General features: G+C 72.7%; 13 protein-coding genes. 6 read left to right on the top strand and 7 right to left on the bottom strand.

The window, feature by feature from the left end; all coding sequences use genetic code 11:
* Positions 1 to 41: 41 nt before the first annotated feature.
* A complete protein-coding gene (locus AC4D2F_RS06420) occupies positions 42 to 863 on the bottom strand; it encodes a sirohydrochlorin chelatase (RefSeq protein ID WP_490909906.1) in 822 nt (273 codons plus the stop codon).
* Positions 864 to 881: 18 nt separating this feature from the next.
* Positions 882 to 1,244, bottom strand: a complete 363-nt coding sequence (gene nirD / locus AC4D2F_RS06415) for a nitrite reductase small subunit NirD (RefSeq protein WP_104166324.1) — start codon at positions 1,242 to 1,244, stop codon at positions 882 to 884.
* 225 nt (positions 1,245 to 1,469) lie between these two features.
* Here nirD and nirB point away from each other — a divergent pair, with 225 nt between their 5' ends.
* The 3 genes from nirB to AC4D2F_RS06400 are packed head-to-tail and all read left to right on the top strand — an operon-like array spanning position 1,470 to position 6,316.
* On the top strand, positions 1,470 to 4,151 hold the full coding sequence (gene nirB, locus AC4D2F_RS06410; protein WP_490909905.1) for a nitrite reductase large subunit NirB: 2,682 nt from the start codon (positions 1,470 to 1,472) through the stop codon (positions 4,149 to 4,151).
* A 3-nt stretch (positions 4,152 to 4,154) separates the two neighbouring features.
* A complete protein-coding gene (gene cobA / locus AC4D2F_RS06405; RefSeq protein ID WP_490909904.1) occupies positions 4,155 to 5,195 on the top strand; it encodes a uroporphyrinogen-III C-methyltransferase in 1,041 nt (346 codons plus the stop codon).
* Positions 5,195 to 6,316: a uroporphyrinogen-III synthase gene (locus AC4D2F_RS06400; RefSeq protein ID WP_490909903.1), complete on the top strand. Its 1,122-nt coding sequence runs from the start codon at positions 5,195 to 5,197 to the stop codon at positions 6,314 to 6,316. Before cobA ends, AC4D2F_RS06400 begins: the two co-directional genes overlap by 1 nt.
* Positions 6,317 to 6,363: 47 nt before the next feature.
* Here the strand turns inward: AC4D2F_RS06400 and AC4D2F_RS06395 are convergent, their stop codons facing one another.
* From AC4D2F_RS06395 to AC4D2F_RS06385, 3 genes are read right to left on the bottom strand one after another with little or no spacing between them, the layout of a single operon-like run.
* Entirely contained in the window at positions 6,364 to 7,920 is a 1,557-nt protein-coding gene (locus AC4D2F_RS06395) for an FAD-dependent oxidoreductase (RefSeq protein ID WP_490909902.1), read from the bottom strand.
* A complete protein-coding gene (locus AC4D2F_RS06390) occupies positions 7,917 to 10,079 on the bottom strand; it encodes a molybdopterin oxidoreductase family protein (protein ID WP_490909901.1) in 2,163 nt (720 codons plus the stop codon). Before AC4D2F_RS06390 ends, AC4D2F_RS06395 begins: the two co-directional genes overlap by 4 nt.
* Before the next feature lie 3 nt (positions 10,080 to 10,082).
* On the bottom strand, positions 10,083 to 11,495 hold the full coding sequence (locus tag AC4D2F_RS06385; RefSeq protein ID WP_490909900.1) for an MFS transporter: 1,413 nt from the start codon (positions 11,493 to 11,495) through the stop codon (positions 10,083 to 10,085).
* A gap of 178 nt (positions 11,496 to 11,673) precedes the next feature.
* On the opposite strand from AC4D2F_RS06385, the gene AC4D2F_RS06380 reads away from it, so the two are divergent.
* Both AC4D2F_RS06380 and AC4D2F_RS06375 read left to right on the top strand, forming a co-directional pair.
* Complete coding sequence (locus tag AC4D2F_RS06380; protein ID WP_490909899.1) at positions 11,674 to 12,063, top strand: SDR family NAD(P)-dependent oxidoreductase; 390 nt, start codon at positions 11,674 to 11,676, stop codon at positions 12,061 to 12,063.
* A gap of 126 nt (positions 12,064 to 12,189) precedes the next feature.
* Positions 12,190 to 12,420 carry a hypothetical protein gene (locus AC4D2F_RS06375; RefSeq protein WP_490909898.1) on the top strand — a complete coding sequence of 77 codons (231 nt, stop codon included), beginning with the start codon at positions 12,190 to 12,192 and terminating at the stop codon, positions 12,418 to 12,420.
* A 15-nt stretch (positions 12,421 to 12,435) separates the two neighbouring features.
* Here AC4D2F_RS06375 and AC4D2F_RS06370 read toward each other — a convergent pair whose 3' ends face one another.
* Both AC4D2F_RS06370 and coaA read right to left on the bottom strand, forming a co-directional pair.
* Complete coding sequence (locus AC4D2F_RS06370) at positions 12,436 to 13,299, bottom strand: M15 family metallopeptidase (RefSeq protein ID WP_490909897.1); 864 nt, start codon at positions 13,297 to 13,299, stop codon at positions 12,436 to 12,438.
* A gap of 2 nt (positions 13,300 to 13,301) precedes the next feature.
* Entirely contained in the window at positions 13,302 to 14,279 is a 978-nt protein-coding gene (coaA, locus tag AC4D2F_RS06365; protein ID WP_258069766.1) for a type I pantothenate kinase, read from the bottom strand.
* A gap of 61 nt (positions 14,280 to 14,340) precedes the next feature.
* Between coaA and glmS the strand changes: the two genes are divergently transcribed.
* The gene (glmS, locus tag AC4D2F_RS06360; protein ID WP_490909896.1) at positions 14,341 to 16,281 is read left to right on the top strand and encodes a glutamine--fructose-6-phosphate transaminase (isomerizing); all 1,941 of its coding nucleotides are present in this window, start codon (positions 14,341 to 14,343) and stop codon (positions 16,279 to 16,281) included.
* The last annotated feature ends 8 nt before the right edge of the window (positions 16,282 to 16,289 follow it).

Here is a 16,289-nt window from a genome sequence, read left to right as displayed (position 1 = left end):
GAGGCCTCCACGGCGGCAGGGCCGTGCCCCGACAGGCGCCGTCAGTCCACGCGGGCAGCACCGCTCCGGACACACGAGGACACCTGCGCCCGGCACGGCCGGTCGCAGCCGGCAGCGCCGCTGGAGGAGCCGTGCGGCACCCCCACGAGCAGGCGCTCGACGGCGTCGTCGTACCGCGACAGGGCGATCTCCGCGATCAGCGGACTCGGGAGCAGGGGTGCACTCACGACATCGGCGCCGGCCGTCGCCAACTGGTCGTGGAAGTAGCCTGGGGCCAGCAGGTAGGACGCCACCGCGACCCGCCGGCCCGACCCCGTTCGCAGGGCCGCGACGGCGTCGGGGACGGACGGGACGGCCTTCGATCCGAAGCCCGCCCCCACCCGGCCCGTCCTGAGCTCGGCGAGGACGGCCCGCACCTCGGCGACGTCCTCCGCGGCACAGGCGTCGGAGGATCCCGCGGCGGCCAGCACCACGGCGTCGGCGTCGTCCACCCCGGCCTCGGTGAGCCGCTGCTGCAGCACCCGGGCCAGCCGCGGATCCGGGCCCAGCGGGAGAGCCGACACCGTTCCGGGCCGGCCCGCCGCCGCCCGGGCGATGTCCACCTTGACGTGGTAGCCGACGGAGAGCAGCAGCGGCACGATGACAGCCGGCCGGCCGGCCGGAAGGGACGCCACCACGTCCACGAGGTCCGGCTCCTGCACATCGACGTACGCCTCGCGGACCTCCACCTCCGGGCGGAGCGCCGTGATCCCCGCACGCACGGCATCGATCGCACGCCGGCCCTGCGCGTTGTCGGTGCCATGGGAGCAGGCGATGAGGACGGGCGGGTGCGCCGGCACGGGATTCGCGGTCATGGCTGCCATTGAAGCACCGCCCACGCCTCAGGCTGCAACGTGGACCTCGACGATGCCGTCCCTGCACCGCACCGGGTAGGCCTGGAGCCCCTCGCCGCCGGACAGGCAGGCCCCGCTCGCCAGGTCGTAGACCTCCTTGTGGAGGGGCGAGGCGATCGTGGGCGCCGCTCCCCGTGATCCGATGATCCCCCGTGCCATGACAGCGGCCCGGGTCCGCGGATCGATGTTGCCGACGGCGTGCACCCGGTTGCCGGGCAGGCGGAACAGGGCGATCTGCTCCCGGCCCACCAGCGCCGCCTCACCCCAGCACTCCTCGAGGTCGTCGATGCGGCAGACGGCGACCCAGGTGGTACTCGAGGGGGCAGGACGCTGCAGGATGAGCTCGGTCATGGCGTTCTCCTCGGTGACGGGATGCGTTCCTGCAACGCTAGGCGGCGGACGTGTCATCGAGGTCCCGGCGCTGTTGCGCCGCGGTAACGTGCGCCTCACGGCGCGGAGTCCCGCCGGTGAGCCCGAAGTTAACGTGGCGACACATCGGCGACACATCCGGGAAATTGCCTGTTCGTACCGTGGAGGGAGCAGCGGGAGCGCCCCGGTCCGGACGGAAGGCACCACATGAGCGAGACCCGATCATTCCGGCCCGCCGAGGCGGCCGCCGTGCCGCGGGAGCGGCGCGTCGTCGTCGTCGGCGGTGGGCCCGCCGCCCACCGGCTGGTCGAGGCACTGTGGCGGCGCGGCATGGACGGGCTGCACATCACGGTCCTGACCGAGGAGGCCCATGCACCGTACGACCGCGTGGCCCTGAGCAGCGCGCTGACCGGCGACGTGGACCTCGGACTCGGGGAGCCGCTCATGTGGCGGGAGCCCGCGATCCGGCTCGTGACGGGGGAGCGGGCGGTCCGCCTGGACCTCGCGGCGCGGTGCGTCGAGGGCGCCTCCGGCGAGAGATACGCGTACGACGACGTCGTGCTGGCCACCGGCTCGGATGCCGTGCGCCTGCCCCTGCCGGGGTCGGAGCACGCCGCGGTCTACCGCACCCTCGACGACGTGCAGTGGCTGCGCACCGAGACGGCTCGGCTGGCGGCCGCCCTCGGCCGGGCTCCCCGCGCCGTCGTCATCGGGGGTGGGCTGCTCGGCCTCGAAGCAGCCGGCGGACTCCAGCAGCTCGGTGCCTCGTCCACGGTGGTCAACCGCGCCGGCTGGCTGATGAACGCGCAGCTCGACCAGGGCGGCGGCCAGGCGCTCGGCCGGCTCATCAGCGCGAAGGGGCTGGGTATCCACTGCGGAGGGGCGCCCGTCGCCATCGGGACGGACGACGGCGGCAGCGTCACGGGCGTGACCCTGAGCGACGGCGCCGTCCTCCCGGCCGACCTCGTGGTGTTCGCCGTCGGCATCCGGCCGCGCGACGAGCTCGCCCGTGACGCGGGACTCGACGTGGCACCCCGCGGCGGCGTGGTGATCAGCGCGGCCTGCGGGACCGGGAGGCCCGGCGTCTGGGCGATCGGGGAGGTGGCGAACTACGAGGGCGTCAGCATGGGGCTGGTGGCTCCCGCGAACGCGATGGCGGAGGTCTGTGCCGACGGCATCCTCGGAGGCCACTCCAGCTTCCCCGGCTTCGACACCGCCACCAAGCTCAAGCTCTCGGGCGTCGAGGTCGCGAGCTTCGGCGACGCGCTCGCCGAGACGGACGGCAGCCTCGAGATCGTCTACGCCGACCCCGCCCGGGGGCTCTACCAGAAGCTCGTGGTCACCGACGACGCCAGGACGCTCCTCGGCGGGATCTTCGTGGGCGACACCGCACCCTACTCCGCGCTGCGACCGCTGCTGGGACGCGAGCTGCCCGCCGAGCCCGGCGCCTACCTCTCCTCGGCCGGGGGAGGCGACGCCCCGCCGTCGGACCTGCCCGACGACGTCATCCTCTGCTCCTGCAACAACGTGACGGCCGGGGCCTGCCGGTCCGCGGTCCACGGACTCGGCCCTGACGGGTCCGCCGCGGAGCCCGCGCTCGACCTCCCGGCCCTCAAGGCGTGCTCGCGCGCCGGCACCCAGTGCGGCTCCTGCGTCCCCATGCTGAAGAAGCTGCTCGACACCGAACTCACGAAGGCGGGCCGGGCCGTCACGAAGGGCACCTGCGAGCACTTCGCGATGTCCCGGCCCGAACTCTTCGAAGCCATCCAGGCCCTCGATCTCGCGTCCTTCCAGGAGATCATCCGGCGGTTCGGCGCCTCCGAGGAGGCGAGGACCGGCCACGGCTGCGACATCTGCAAGCCGGCCATCGGCTCCATCCTCGCCACGCAGCGCGGGGAATACGTGCTCGACGGCGGACGCGGGACCCTGCAGGACACCAACGACCGCGCACTCGCGAACATGCAGCGCAACGGCACCTACTCCGTGGTGCCCCGCATCCCCGGCGGGGAGATCACGCCGCAGAAGCTCGCGGTCATCGCGCAGGTCGCCGAGCAGTTCGGCCTGTACGTGAAGCTCACCGGCGCGCTGCGGATCGACCTCTTCGGGGCCAGGCTGGAGCAGCTGCCGGAGATCTGGAAGATCCTCGTCGAGGCCGGGTTCGAATCCGGGCAGGCCTACGGCAAGGCGCTGCGGAACGTGAAGTCCTGTGTGGGGTCCACCTGGTGCCGGTTCGGCGTGCAGGACTCCGTGGCGATGGCCATCGAGCTGGAGCTGCGGTACCGCGGGCTGCGGGCCCCGCACAAGTTCAAGATGGGCGTGTCGGGGTGCGCCCGCGAGTGCGCGGAGGCCCGGGGCAAGGACGTCGGCGTGATCGCCACCGACCAGGGCTGGAACCTCTACGTCGGGGGGAACGGCGGCTTCCAGCCCGCGCATGCGCAGCTCCTCGCCCAGGACCTCGACGGCGAGACCCTCATCCGGTACATCGACCGCTACCTCATGTACTACATCCGCACCGCCGACCGCATGCAGCGCACCGCGCGGTGGATGGACGAGCTCGACGGGGGCCTCGACCACGTGCGCGACGTCGTCATCGGGGACTCCCTCGGCATCGCCGCGGACCTCGAGGCCGCGATGGCCCGGCACGTCGAGCACTACGAGGACGAATGGGCCGCCACCCTCAAGGACCCGGACAGGCTCCGCCGCTTCAGGTCCTTCGTCAACGCACCCGACGCCGCCGACCAGTCGATCGTCCTCGTCGAGGAGCGCGGCCAGCGCCGCCCCGCCACGCAGGCGGAGATCGACGCCGGAGCCGCCCGGGTGGGTCTGGGCGCAGTGATCCCCGTCCGCGTCCCGACGGGACCGGCCGCAGCAGAGAACCTGGAGGGCTGAGCCGTGCACCTGGATATCGACCTGACCGGACGCCGCGTGGTGGTGGTCGGACACGCGCGGGAGGCGCGGCGGATCGTCACCCGGTACCGCGCCGCCGGAGCCGACGTCGATCGGTTCGACACGGCCGCGTCCGCCGTCGATGAGCTCGACGGCGCCACCCTGGTGGTGCGGGTGGACGGCGCTGCCGCGGCACTACCGCAGGCGTCCGCGCAGGACGGCGTCCTGCGGCAGCGGTGCAGGGACGCCGGCGTGCTCCTGACCCGGGAACCGGCCGCCTCGGACACCGGGCACGTGAGCCTGGTCGGCGGCGGACCCGGCGCCCGGGGACTCCTGACCCTCGACGCGGCCGCCGCGCTCCGGGACGCCGACGTCGTCCTCTACGACCGGCTGGGGCCCACGGAGTCCCTGGCCGAGCTGGCGCCCTCGGCGGAGCTCGTCGACGTCGGGAAGCTGCCCGGCCACCACCGCGTACCGCAGGCCGGCATCAACGCCCTCCTGGTGCAGCACGCCCTCGCCGGACGGCACGCGGTGCGGCTGAAGGGCGGCGACCCCTTCGTGTTCGGACGCGGGAGCGAGGAGCTCGCCGCGTGCCTCGAGGCGCGGGTGCCCTGCACCGTGCTGCCGGGCATCAGCTCGTCGATCGCCGTCCCGGCGGCCGCGGGCATCCCCGTCACGCACCGCGGCGTCAGCCACCTCTTCACCGTGGTCTCCGGGCACGCACCGCTGACCGACGACGAACACCTCCACCTCGCCGGCCTCGGCGGGACCATCGTGGTCCTCATGGGCGTCTCGACGCTGCCCCAGCTGGTCGCGGGTCTCGGCAGGGCGGGGATGCGCCCCGACATGCCGGTCGCCGTCGTCGAGCGCGGGTACAGCGCATCACAGCGGACGACGTCGGGGACGCTGTCGACGATCGTCACCGCCGCGGGTGCCGCACGTTGCCAGTCGCCCGCGGTCCTGGTCATCGGCGAGGTGGTGCGGGTGGGGCTCCAGCTGCAGGGCAGCGCCGCGCACCTCGCGCGCCTGACGGAGTCGCTGGCGTGATGACCGAAGCCATCCGTTCCACAGGCTCCGGCGGCCAGCTGGCCGGATTCCGCATCGGTGTGACCTCGGACCGCCGGTCCAGTGATCTGATCGACGCCCTCGAGCGGCGGGGCGCCTCGGTGTTCCACGCACCCGCACTGAAGATCGCACCGATCGCGGAGGATGTGGCGCTCCTCGCGGACACCGCCGCGGTGGTGTCCGCCCGCCCGGACCTCTTCGTCATCACGACCGCGTACGGGATGCGCCGCTGGTTCGAAGCCGCCGATGCCGCGGGGCTGGGCGACGACCTGCTCGACGTGCTCGGGAACGGCCGGATCCACGTCCGGGGCCCGAAGGCCAGGGGAGCGGTGCGCGCGGCCGGGCTGGACGACGTCGGCATCAGCTCCGACGAGACGACGGCGACCCTCGTGGACCAGCTGCTCCAGGAGGACCTCGCGGGCCTCACCATCGGCGTCCAGCTGCACGCCTACGCCGACGAGCACCAGCTCGAACGGCTCCGGGCCGCGGGCGCCACGCTGCTCACCGTCACGCCCTACCGGTGGATCAAGCCGGAGGGCTCCGAACGCCTGCCGCGGCTCATCGAGGCCGTGTGCGCCGGGCAGCTCGACTGCGTCACGTTCACGAGCGCACCGGCGGTCGACGCCCTGTTCAGCACCGCGGCCGAGCAGGGCCTGCAGGAGGACCTCGTGCACCGGTTCCGGCACGGCGTCCTCGCGGCCGCCGTCGGGCCGGTGACGGCGCAGCCCCTGCTCGACGCCGGGATCACGCCCATCGTCCCCGAGCGGTTCCGCATGGGTGCGTTGATCCGACTGGTCTGCGACCAGCTGGCCGAGCACCACGTGGAGCAGCTCTCCACGCGCTCCGGCCACGTCGAGGTGCGCGGCCGGGCCGTGCGGGTGGACGGCGTCGAGGTGGATCTCGCCCCCGCCCAGCTGGCGCTCTTCAAGGCCCTGCTGTCGGCTCGCGGCGCGGTCCTCAGCCGGGAGGCCCTGACCAACCTCCTCACCCCCGCCGGTGCGGCGCACGCGCTCGACATGAGCGTCAACCGCCTGCGGAAGTCCCTGCCGGACCCCACCCTGATCGAGACGGTCGTCAAGCGCGGGTACCGGCTGCACCTCTGACCGGACCCACCTCCGACCCGGACCGGCGCCGCGTCACGAGGCGACCGTCACGACGCGACCGCTGCGGCGAAGTGCCGCTCGATGACGGTCCGGATGTCGTCGTGGCATCCGCCGCACCCCGTCCCGGCCCGTGTGACGGTCGAGACGTCCTGCACGGAGGCGCAGCCGGCGGCCACGGACTCCTGCACCGAACCGCGGGTGACCCCCGCGCACCGGCACAGCGTGGCGGCCGGGCCGGGAGGTGAGGCGGCCAGCAGTCCCTCCGCGCTGTCGAGCCGCAGCAGGCTGGAGCGATCCGCCGGGAGTTCGCTGCCGCGCTCGAACAGCAGGACCAGTTCGGCGCCCGTGCGCGGCATCCCCACGCACACGAGGCCGGTGAGGACGCCGTCGCGCGTGACCATCCTCGCGTAGCGTCCGTGCCCCGGGTCCGCCCACTCCGCCACCGCGAGGCCCGGCTCCACCGTCCACGGATCCGCGTCCGTCTCACCCGCGACCACGGCGTCGACGCCGCGGGCCTTCAGCACGACGACGGCGTCACGGCGTCCGGCAGCCCCGGCGTCGGGCCCTCCACCAGATCCGTCGCTCGGCCCGCGGGCGTCCCCGGACAACTCCGCGGCGAAGGCTTCCCCGAGGTCGTCCGCCTGCTGCCAGCCCGGCCCAATGAGGCCCTGGGGGGCGGTGACGCCCGCGCACGCCTCGCAGGAGAGGCGGAGGCAGCACACCTCCGCGCAGTCGCCGATGGCCCAGATGTCCTCCGTGCCGACCGCTCGCAGCGAATGGTCCACGAGGATGCCGTCCGCGACCGCCAGGTCGCTGCCCTCGGCGAGCTCCGTGCGCGGACGCACGCCGCATGCGAGCACGAGCGCGCCGCCGTCGATGCGGGTCCCGCCCTCCAGACCGACGCCCGCGAATCGCCCGTCCTCCAGCTCGATCCCCGTGGACGTCCCGGCCACCACGTTGATGCCGGCGTGCCGCAGCGCGGTCGCCAGCACCCGCGCGCCGTCCCCGAGGAGCCGTTCCATGGGGGAGCGGCCGTGGTGGAGGAGGGTGATGCGCCCACCCTCCTCGGCCGCGGCGAGGGCGGCCTCGATCCCGAGGATGCCGCCGCCCAGTACGACGATCCGCTGCTGCGCGGCGAGCGCGGCGGCCACCGCCCGGGCGTCGCGGAGGTCGCGGAGGAAGCTGACCCCCGGTGGGAGCGGCGAGGTCTCGGGCCCCTCCAGCCCCGTCAGCCGCGGGCGGACGGGGCGGGAACCGGTCGCGAGGACCAGCCGGTCGTAGTCGACGGCCTCGCCACCGGTCAGCAGCACGCGACGGAACGGCCGGTCGATGCGCGCCACGCAGGCGCCGAGGCGCACGTCGATGCCCGAGGACCGGAGCGTGTCGGCGTCGGCGAGCCGGATGGCGGCTTCAGGGGTACGGCCGACGGCGACATCGGCGACGAGCACGCGGTTGTAGGCGGCGTCGGCCTCCTGCCCGATCACGGTCAGGGAGACCAGCCCCGCGGCGACGAGGGGTTCGAGGTGTTCGACGAGCCGCGCCGCGACGGGTCCGAAACCGACGACGACGACGCGGCACGGGACGGAGGATTCCGGCGGTCTCACGCGACGACCTCCAGTCCGTCCGTGCGGACGCCGTCGTCCAGCGGGACCAGACGTGCCACGCGGACGGGCGTCGTCTTGAACTCCGGCATGCCCGACACCGGGTCGGTGCTGCCGCCCGTCAGGAGGTTGGCGGACCCGGCGTCCGCGAAGTGGAAGGCCAGGAAGACCGTGTCCTGCCGGATGTCGGGGGTGAGATCCGCCAGCGCCCGGGCCTCGCCGTGGGGGCTGGTCACGACCACGCGCTCGCCCTGCGCGATGCCGAGGTCCTGCGCGGTGGAGGGGTGGAGCTGCAACCGTGGGACCGGTTGTGCCGCGAGCAGCACCGGGACGCGCCGGGTCTGGGTGCCGGACTGGTAGTGCTCGAGGAGCCGGCCCGTGGCCAGGAGCAGGGGGCCCGGCCGGCGCGCCGCCGCCGCAGCGGTCCGCGGGACGACGGGGACCAGCACGGCACGGCCGTCGGCATGCGCGAAGGCGTCGACGAACAGCCGCGGTGTCCCGGTGCTGCCCGCCGGGTACGGCCAGTACGCGGGGGCGCCGCTGTCGAGCACGCCGTAGTCGAGTCCCGAGTAGTCCGCGATGCCGCCGGCGCTGGCGCGGGCGAGCTCGTCGAACATGGTGGACGGGTCCTCGCTGAACCGGGAGGGCGCGTCCAGTCGACGCGCGAGCTCCTGCATGACCCACAGCTCGCTCCGGGCACCGGGGGGCGGTTCGACGGCCCGGCGCCGCCGCAGGATCCTGCCCTCCAGGTTCGTCACCGTGCCGTCCTCCTCGGCCCACTGCAGGACCGGCAGGACGACGTCCGCGAGCGCCGCGGTCTCCGACAGGAAGAAGTCGAACACCACGAGGAGGTCGAGGGAGCGCAGGCCCTCGATGACCGTGGCGGCGTCGGGCGCGGAGACGGCGACGTTCGCGCCGTGCACGAAGAGGCAGCGCGTGCCGCCCGGCCTCCCGAGCGAGGCGAGGAGCTCGACGGCGGGCAGGCCCGGCCCGGGGATCAGCTCCTCCGGAACGCCCCAGACGGCGGCGACGTGGGCCCGCGCCACCGGGTCCGTGATCTTCCGGTAGCCCGGGAGCTGGTCGGCCTTCTGCCCGTGCTCCCGACCGCCCTGCCCGTTGCCCTGGCCCGTGAGCGTCCCGTACCCGCTGTGGGCCGTGCCCGGGAGTCCGAGGAGCAGCGCGAGGTTGATCGCGGCCGTCGTCGTGTCGGTGCCGTCGGCGTGCTGCTCGATGCCCCGGCCGGTCAGGATGTAGGCGCCCTGGCTGCCGTCCGAGCCGCGCTGGGCCCCCGCGGCGAGGAGCCGCGCCACGGCGCGCAGGGACGCCGCAGGGACACCCGTGATGCCCTGTACGCGTTCCGGCCACCACTGCGCGAGGCCACGGGCGACGCCGTCGTACCCGCTGGTCCGCGCCTCCAGGAAGCGGTTGTCCGTCAGGCCCTCCGCCACCACGACGTGGGCCAGGCCCAGGAGCAGGACGAGGTCCGTGCCGGGGGTGGGCTGCAGGTGGATCCCCTTGCCCTGGTCGGTCAGCCGGGCGGTCGCCGACCGCCGGGGGTCGACGACGACCAGGCCGCCCGCGGCCTGGGCTCCTCCCAGATGCTGGACGAAGGGCGGCATGGTGTCGGCGGCGTTCGAGCCGAGGAGCAGGACCACGGACGCTCCACCGAGGTCCTCGAGGGGGAAGGGGAGGCCGCGGTCGAGGCCGAAGGCCCGGTTGCCCGCGGCGGCCGCCGAGGACATGCAGAACCGGCCGTTGTAGTCGATGCGGGACGTGCGCAGCGCGAGGCGGGCGAACTTGCCGAGCGTGTAGGCCTTCTCGTTGGTGAGCCCGCCGCCACCGAACACCGCGACGGCGTCCCGGCCGTGCCCGGCCTGGATACTCAGGACGCGGTCGCTGATGAGGTCCAGGACGGTGTCCCACGCGGCTTCCCGGAGGACGCCGTCGGCGTCGCGGAGCAGCGGCGCGGTGAGGCGGTCGGGATGCCGGAGCAGCTCCGCGGCGGACCAGCCCTTGCGGCACAGCCCGCCCCGGTTGGTGGGGAAGTCGCGGCCGTCGACGCGGGCACCGCCGTCGTGCGTACCGGACGCGGTGACCGTCATGGCGCACTGGAGGGCGCAGTAGGGGCAGTGTGTGTGCTGTCCGGTCGCTGCCTGCTGCATCGGTCAGACCTTGCCGAGGGTCGAGGACCGGCGGAGGTAGAAGAACCAGGTGACGGCGAGCATGAGGACGTACCCTCCGACGAAGCCGTAGAACGCGCCGTCGTAGCTGCCCGAGGCGCCCTTCGAGGCATTGAGCACCTGCGGGATGAGGAAGCCGCCGTAGGCGCCGACCGCCGAGATCAGCCCGAGGGCGGCGGCGGACTTGCGGGCGGTGCTCACCGATTCCCGGAGTTCGGACCCTGCTGCGGCGCCGCGCCGGGCGAAGATGACGGGGATCATGCGGTAGGTCGCCCCATTGCCGGCACCGGCTGCGGCGAAGAGGACGAGGAAGAGGCCGAGGAAGAGCCAGAAGTCGGCCAGGGGGAGCGTCCAGACGACGGCCAGGGCGATCGCGGCCATGACCGCGAAGGCGCACACGGTGATCACTGCTCCGCCGAACCGGTCGGCCAGCCGGCCGCCGAAGGGCCGGGCGAGGGACCCCACCAGGGGACCGAGGAACGCGAGGGACAGCGTCGCCGGTCCCATGGCGATCGTGGAGAAGGCGGGGAAGGAATCGACGATCAGCTTCGGGAAGACTCCGGCGAATCCGATGAACGAGCCGAACGTCCCGATGTAGAGCAGCGCCATGATCCACAGGTGCGGCTCACGGACGGCCGCCAGGGACCCGGCGAGATCACTCCGGGCACTGGAGAGGTTGTCCATGAACTTCCAGGCACCGAAGGCGGCGGCGAGGATCAGGGGCACCCAGATCCAGCCGGCGAGGGGCAGGTCCAGGGTCGCGGCGGCGCCGAGGGCGACGACGATGGGCACCACCAGCTGGGCGACGGCGGCGCCGAGGTTGCCGCCCGCCGCGTTCAGGCCGAGCGCCCACCCCTTCTCCCGGGCGGGGTAGAAGAACGTGATGTTCGCCATCGAGCTCGCGAAGTTGCCGCCGCCGAAGCCGGCCAGCGCCGCCACGGCGAGCATCACCCCGAACGGGGTCTCGGGGTTCGAGACGCACAGTCCGAGTCCGATGGTCGGGATCAGCAGGAGCAGCGCGGAGATGATGGTCCAGTTCCTGCCACCCAGCCTCGGCACCATGAAGGTGTAGGGGATGCGCAGCGTCGCCCCGACGAGGGACGGCATGGAGATCAGCCAGAAGATCTGCGAGGTGGAGAAGGTGAAGCCCGCCGCCGGCAGGTACACGACGACGATCGACCACAGCTGCCAGACCACGAACCCGAGGAACTCGCAGGCGATCGACCACTGCAGGTTGCGCCGTGCGATGGACCTGCCGCCGCTGTTCCACTGGGTGGTGTCCTCGGCGTCCCAGTTGTCGATCCACCGGCCGGGGCGGTGGACCAGCGGGGGTGCGCTCGCGACAGGCGCGGGAGCCGCCGTCGCACGTGCGGGAGATGCTGCTTCGTCGATGCTCACGGACGTCCTCCAGGGGCTGGTGTGGCTGCTTCCCCCCGACGCTAGTGAGCGCGCGTTTCCGTCCCCTGCGTGCTGCGTAAACGCTCCGTGACGTTCACCTATCCGCGCCGGATCGGTACGGTGAGGTCCTGGGTGCACGCTGCGCAGCGGACACCCGATCCCGCGAAGGGGGACGATCATGAGGGTGCTGGTCACCGGATCCACGGACGGCCTCGGGCTGGCAGCGGCGGAGGCCCTCCTGCAGGAGGGTCACGACGTCGTCGTGCACGCCCGCACCGGGAGCCGTGCCGGCGCTCTCGCGCCCCTCACCGCTCAGGGAGCGGGGCTCGTGGTGGGGGATCTCGAGGACCGGCAGGCGGTCCTGCGGATCGCCACCGAGCTGAACGCGGGCGGGACCCCCGACGCCGTCATCCACAACGCGGGAGTCTGGAGCGGCACCGCCGTCATGCCCGTCAACGTGATCGCCCCGTACCTCCTGACCGCACTGCTCGAGGGTCCGCGGCGCCACGTGTACCTCAGCAGCGGGTCGCACTACAGCGGGCGCCCGTCCCTCGACGGCGTCGACTAGCGGGGCCGTACGCCCGGCCACTACGGGGACAGCAAGCTCTTCCTCACCGCCTTCTCCGCCGCGCTGGCACGTCTGCGTCCGGACGTCCTGAGCAACGCGGTGGATCCGGGATGGGTCCCCACGAGGATGGGCGGGCCCGATGCACCCGATGATCTCGACCTCGGCCACCGGACCCAGGTGTGGCTCGCCACGGGAGAGGATCCCGAGGCACTCATCACCGGCGGGTACTGGTTCCACCGCCGGCGGCGGCAGCCCCACGACGCCGTGCGGGACATCGCGTTCCAGGACCGCCTGCTCGAGGCACTGGCCGGGGAGACCGGCGTGTCCCTGCCGGTCGGCCGCCCGGACGGCCGGTGAGCGGACGCGCCGCGCTCAGTACGAGGGCGCCGCGGGCAGGCCGAAGTGCTCCTCCAGGGTCTGCGTCCCGGCCGCCTCCATGGCCAGGGAGACGTCCCGGCCCACGTACCGGAAGTGCCAGGATTCCGCCGAGAAGCCGGTGATCTCGTGGAACCCGAGCGGGTAGCGGAGGATGAACCCGAAGTCGGCCGCGTTGGCCGCCGCCCACTGCCCGGCGGGCGTGTCCCGGAAGCAGCGCACCAGGGTGCAGGCGCCGTCGGCCTGGGCGAGGTCGAAGGCGAGGCCCGTCTGGTGCTCCGAGTAGCCGGGGCGGGCCGACACGGTGTCCGCACCCGCCGGACCACCGTACTGGCCAACCCAGTACGCGTAGGTCGATTCCTGGTCCGCGAAGGAGCGGTACCCGCTGACCATGGCCAGGCCCAGGCCGTCCGCCGCGGCCGCCGCGAACATCTCCTCCACGGCCTCGGCGGCATCGGGGCGCAGGAGGTCGAACCCGGTGGGCGTGGCGACGTCGGGCCGGCGCAGGTCGGCGGGCGCGTAGTCCAGCGGGGTCAGGGGCCTGCGCTTGTTGACGACGACGTCGATGGCCGCGGGGTCGGTGTGCTCGCTCGCGGCGGGGGCAGGGGGTGCCGACGACGCCGGAGGGGGTGCCGCCGCCGGACCGCTCCCGGCGGGACGGGGTTCACGCTGGGGCGGGGCCGGCAGGTCCGTCGTCGTCCGGGTGGTCCCGGCCGGGTCCGACGCCGGGGGAGCGGTGCTCCCCGCAGCCGTGGTACCCGACGCGGTGCCGGAAGGCGTAGCGGGGGCAGGATCCGGCCCGGAACACGCCGAGAGCGTCACTGCGAGGACGACGAACGCGACCGACGGCAGGACGCGCACGGTCAGGTCTTCCGGAGGAGCATGCGGCGCACCGAGTGGTCGGCGTCCTTGGTGAGCACCAGCTGCGCCCGCCCGCGCGTGGGCAGGACGTTCGCCACGAGATTGGGCTCGTTGATGCGCTCCCAGATGCTGGTCGCCGTCCGGCGGGCTTCCTCGTCGCTGAGGTCGGCGTACCGGTGGAAGTAGGACTCGGGCTTGGCGAACGCACTGGAGCGCAGCGACTGGAAGCGGTGGACGTACCACTCCTTGATGTGGGCGGTCTTCGCGTCGACGTAGATGGAGAAGTCGAAGAAGTCGCTCAGCGCGAGTCCCGTGATGCCGTCCGGCCGCGGACGCGCCGGGGCCAGGACGTTGAGGCCCTCGACGATGAGGACGTCCGGCCGGCGGACCACCACCTCGCGGCCCGGCACGATGTCGTAGGTCAGATGCGAGTACGAGGGGGCGCGGACCTCGGCGGCACCGCTCTTGACCTCGCTGACGAAGCGCAGGAGCCGCCGACGGTCGTAGGACTCCGGGAAGCCCTTGCGCTGCATGAGGCCCCGACGCTCCAGTTCCGCGTTCGGGTACAGGAAGCCGTCCGTGGTGATCAGGGCGACGTCGGGGGTGTCCGGCCAGCGCCGCAGGAGCTCGCGGAGCACCCTCGCCGTCGTCGACTTGCCCACCGCCACGGACCCGGCGACGCCGATCACGAAGGGCGTGCGCGTGGTGCGCTCGCCGAGGAACGTGTTGGTGGCCGCGTGGAGCTGGCCGGCCGCCGCCGTGTAGAGGTTCAGCAGGCGGGAGAGGGGGAGGTAGACCTCGCGCACCTCGTCGAGGTTCAGGGCGTCACCCAGGCCGCGCAGGCGCTGGACGTCCTCGACGTTCAGGGGGCTCCTGATCTCGTGGGACAGGCGGGACCACATCTGGCGGTCGAGTTCGACGAAGGGGGTGAAGGATTCGGCATTGATGGCCTGCTGCGTCCCCGTGCCTCTGTCATTCACCCGACGATTCTGCCCGGTGGCCTGCGCATTAACAAACACGGCCACCGGTACGCTAGGTGTCATGTGTGGAATCGTGGGATATGTAGGCCGGGACAACGGCCAGGGATCGTCGGCGCTTGACTCTGTCGCCCCGGCGTTCGATCAGGAACCGTCCGAAGCGCAGCACGGCGCGCTCGACGTCGTCATGGAGGGCCTCAGGCGCCTCGAATACCGCGGGTACGACTCCGCCGGGGTGGCAGTGATCACCCCGACGGGCATCGAGTCGCGGAAGAAGGCCGGCAAGCTGACGAACCTCGTCGGGGAGCTGGCGGAGAACCCGCTGCCGCGCTCGCTGACCGGGATCGGGCACACGCGGTGGGCGACCCACGGCGGACCCACCGACGAGAATGCGCACCCGCACCTCGCCGACGGCGACCGGCTCGCGCTGATCCACAACGGCATCATCGAGAACTACGCCGAGCTGAAGGCGGAACTGACCGGTGAGGGACTGAGCTTCATCTCGGACACCGACACCGAGGTCGCCGCCGGGCTCGTCGGACAGCTGTACCGGGGGCTCGTCGAGAGCGGCGCCCAGGGCGATCTCCTGACCCTCGCCCTGCAGCAGGCATGCCAGCGCCTCGAAGGGGCGTTCACGCTCCTCGCCATCCACCAGGACCAGCCCGGCGTCGTCGTCGCCGGCCGCCGCAACTCACCGCTCGTGGTGGGACTGGGTGACGGGGAGAACTTCCTCGGCTCCGACGTCTCCGGGTTCATCGACTTCACGCGCCGCGCCGTCGAGCTCGGCCAGGACCAGATCGTCACCATCACGCCCGACGACGTCACCATCACCGATTTCTTCGGCGCCCCCGCCGAGGGCACGGAGTTCCACGTCAGCTGGGACGCCGCGGCCGCCGAGAAGGGCGGCTTCGACTCCTTCATGGAGAAGGAGATCCACGACCAGCCCGACGCCGTGGGCCAGACCCTCCTCGGCCGTTCCGACGTCGACGGCAACCTGATGCTCGACGAGCTGCGCATCGACGAGACGATCCTGCGCTCGGTCGACAAGATCGTGGTGCTCGCCTGCGGCACCTCGGCCTACGCCGGCCAGGTGGCCAAGTACGCCATCGAGCACTGGTGCCGCATCCCCACCGAGGTGGAGCTGTCCCACGAGTTCCGGTACCGCGACCCGATCGTCACCGAGAAGACGCTCGTCGTCGCGATCTCCCAGTCCGGCGAGACCATGGACACGCTCATGGCGGTCCGCTACGCCCGCGAGCAGGGCGCGAAGGTCGTCGCGATCTGCAACACCAACGGCTCCACGATCCCGCGCGAGTCGGACGCCGTGCTGTACACGCACGCCGGCCCGGAGATCGCCGTCGCCTCCACGAAGGCCTTCCTCGCGCAGATCACCGCCGCCTACCTGCTGGGCCTGTACCTCGCCCAGCTGCGCGGCAACAAGTACCGCGACGAGATCGCCGACGTGCTCGCGGATCTCTCGAGCATCCCCGCCAAGATCCAGTCCATCCTCGACGACGCCGACAAGATCAAGCAGCTCGGCGTGGACATGGCCAACGCCAAGTCGGTCCTGTTCCTCGGCCGCCACGTGGGCTTCCCCGTGGCGATGGAGGGGGCCCTGAAGCTCAAGGAGCTGGCCTACATCCACGCCGAGGGCTTCGCCGCGGGCGAGCTCAAGCACGGGCCGATCGCCCTGATCGAGGAGGGCCAGCCCGTCGTCGTGGTGATGCCGTCCCCGAACGGCCGCGATTCCCTGCACGCCAAGGTGGTGTCCAACGTCCAGGAGATCCGCGCGCGCGGCGCTGTGACGATCGTCATCGCGGAGGAGGGCGATACCTCGGTGGAGGCGTACTCGGAGCACGTGTTCTACGTGCCGGAGTCCCCGACGCTGCTCGCGCCGCTGCTGACCACGGTGCCGCTGCAGATCTTCGCCCTCGCCCTGGCCAGCGCCAAGGGCTACGACGTCGACCAGCCGCGCAACCTGGCGAAGTCGGTCACGGTTGAATAGTCCCTTCC

The organism is Arthrobacter sp. TJ-263 (assembly GCF_058269155.1).
The sequence above is the reverse complement of the archived record's forward strand: the minus strand, read 5'-3'. Positions and strand labels throughout refer to the sequence as shown.

What these genes read in the sequence shown, in the direction of transcription:
- AC4D2F_RS06420 (WP_490909906.1), bottom strand. Translation starts at nt 863, where the DNA reads ATGGCAGCCATGACCGCGAATCCCGTGCCGGCGCACCCGCCCGTCCTC.
- nirD (WP_104166324.1), bottom strand. Translation starts at nt 1,244, where the DNA reads ATGACCGAGCTCATCCTGCAGCGTCCTGCCCCCTCGAGTACCACCTGG.
- nirB (WP_490909905.1), top strand. Translation starts at nt 1,470, where the DNA reads ATGAGCGAGACCCGATCATTCCGGCCCGCCGAGGCGGCCGCCGTGCCG.
- AC4D2F_RS06400 (WP_490909903.1), top strand. Translation starts at nt 5,195, where the DNA reads ATGACCGAAGCCATCCGTTCCACAGGCTCCGGCGGCCAGCTGGCCGGA.
- AC4D2F_RS06390 (WP_490909901.1), bottom strand. Translation starts at nt 10,079, where the DNA reads ATGCAGCAGGCAGCGACCGGACAGCACACACACTGCCCCTACTGCGCC.
- AC4D2F_RS06380 (WP_490909899.1), top strand. Translation starts at nt 11,674, where the DNA reads ATGAGGGTGCTGGTCACCGGATCCACGGACGGCCTCGGGCTGGCAGCG.
- AC4D2F_RS06375 (WP_490909898.1), top strand. Translation starts at nt 12,190, where the DNA reads ATGGGCGGGCCCGATGCACCCGATGATCTCGACCTCGGCCACCGGACC.
- glmS (WP_490909896.1), top strand. Translation starts at nt 14,341, where the DNA reads ATGTGTGGAATCGTGGGATATGTAGGCCGGGACAACGGCCAGGGATCG.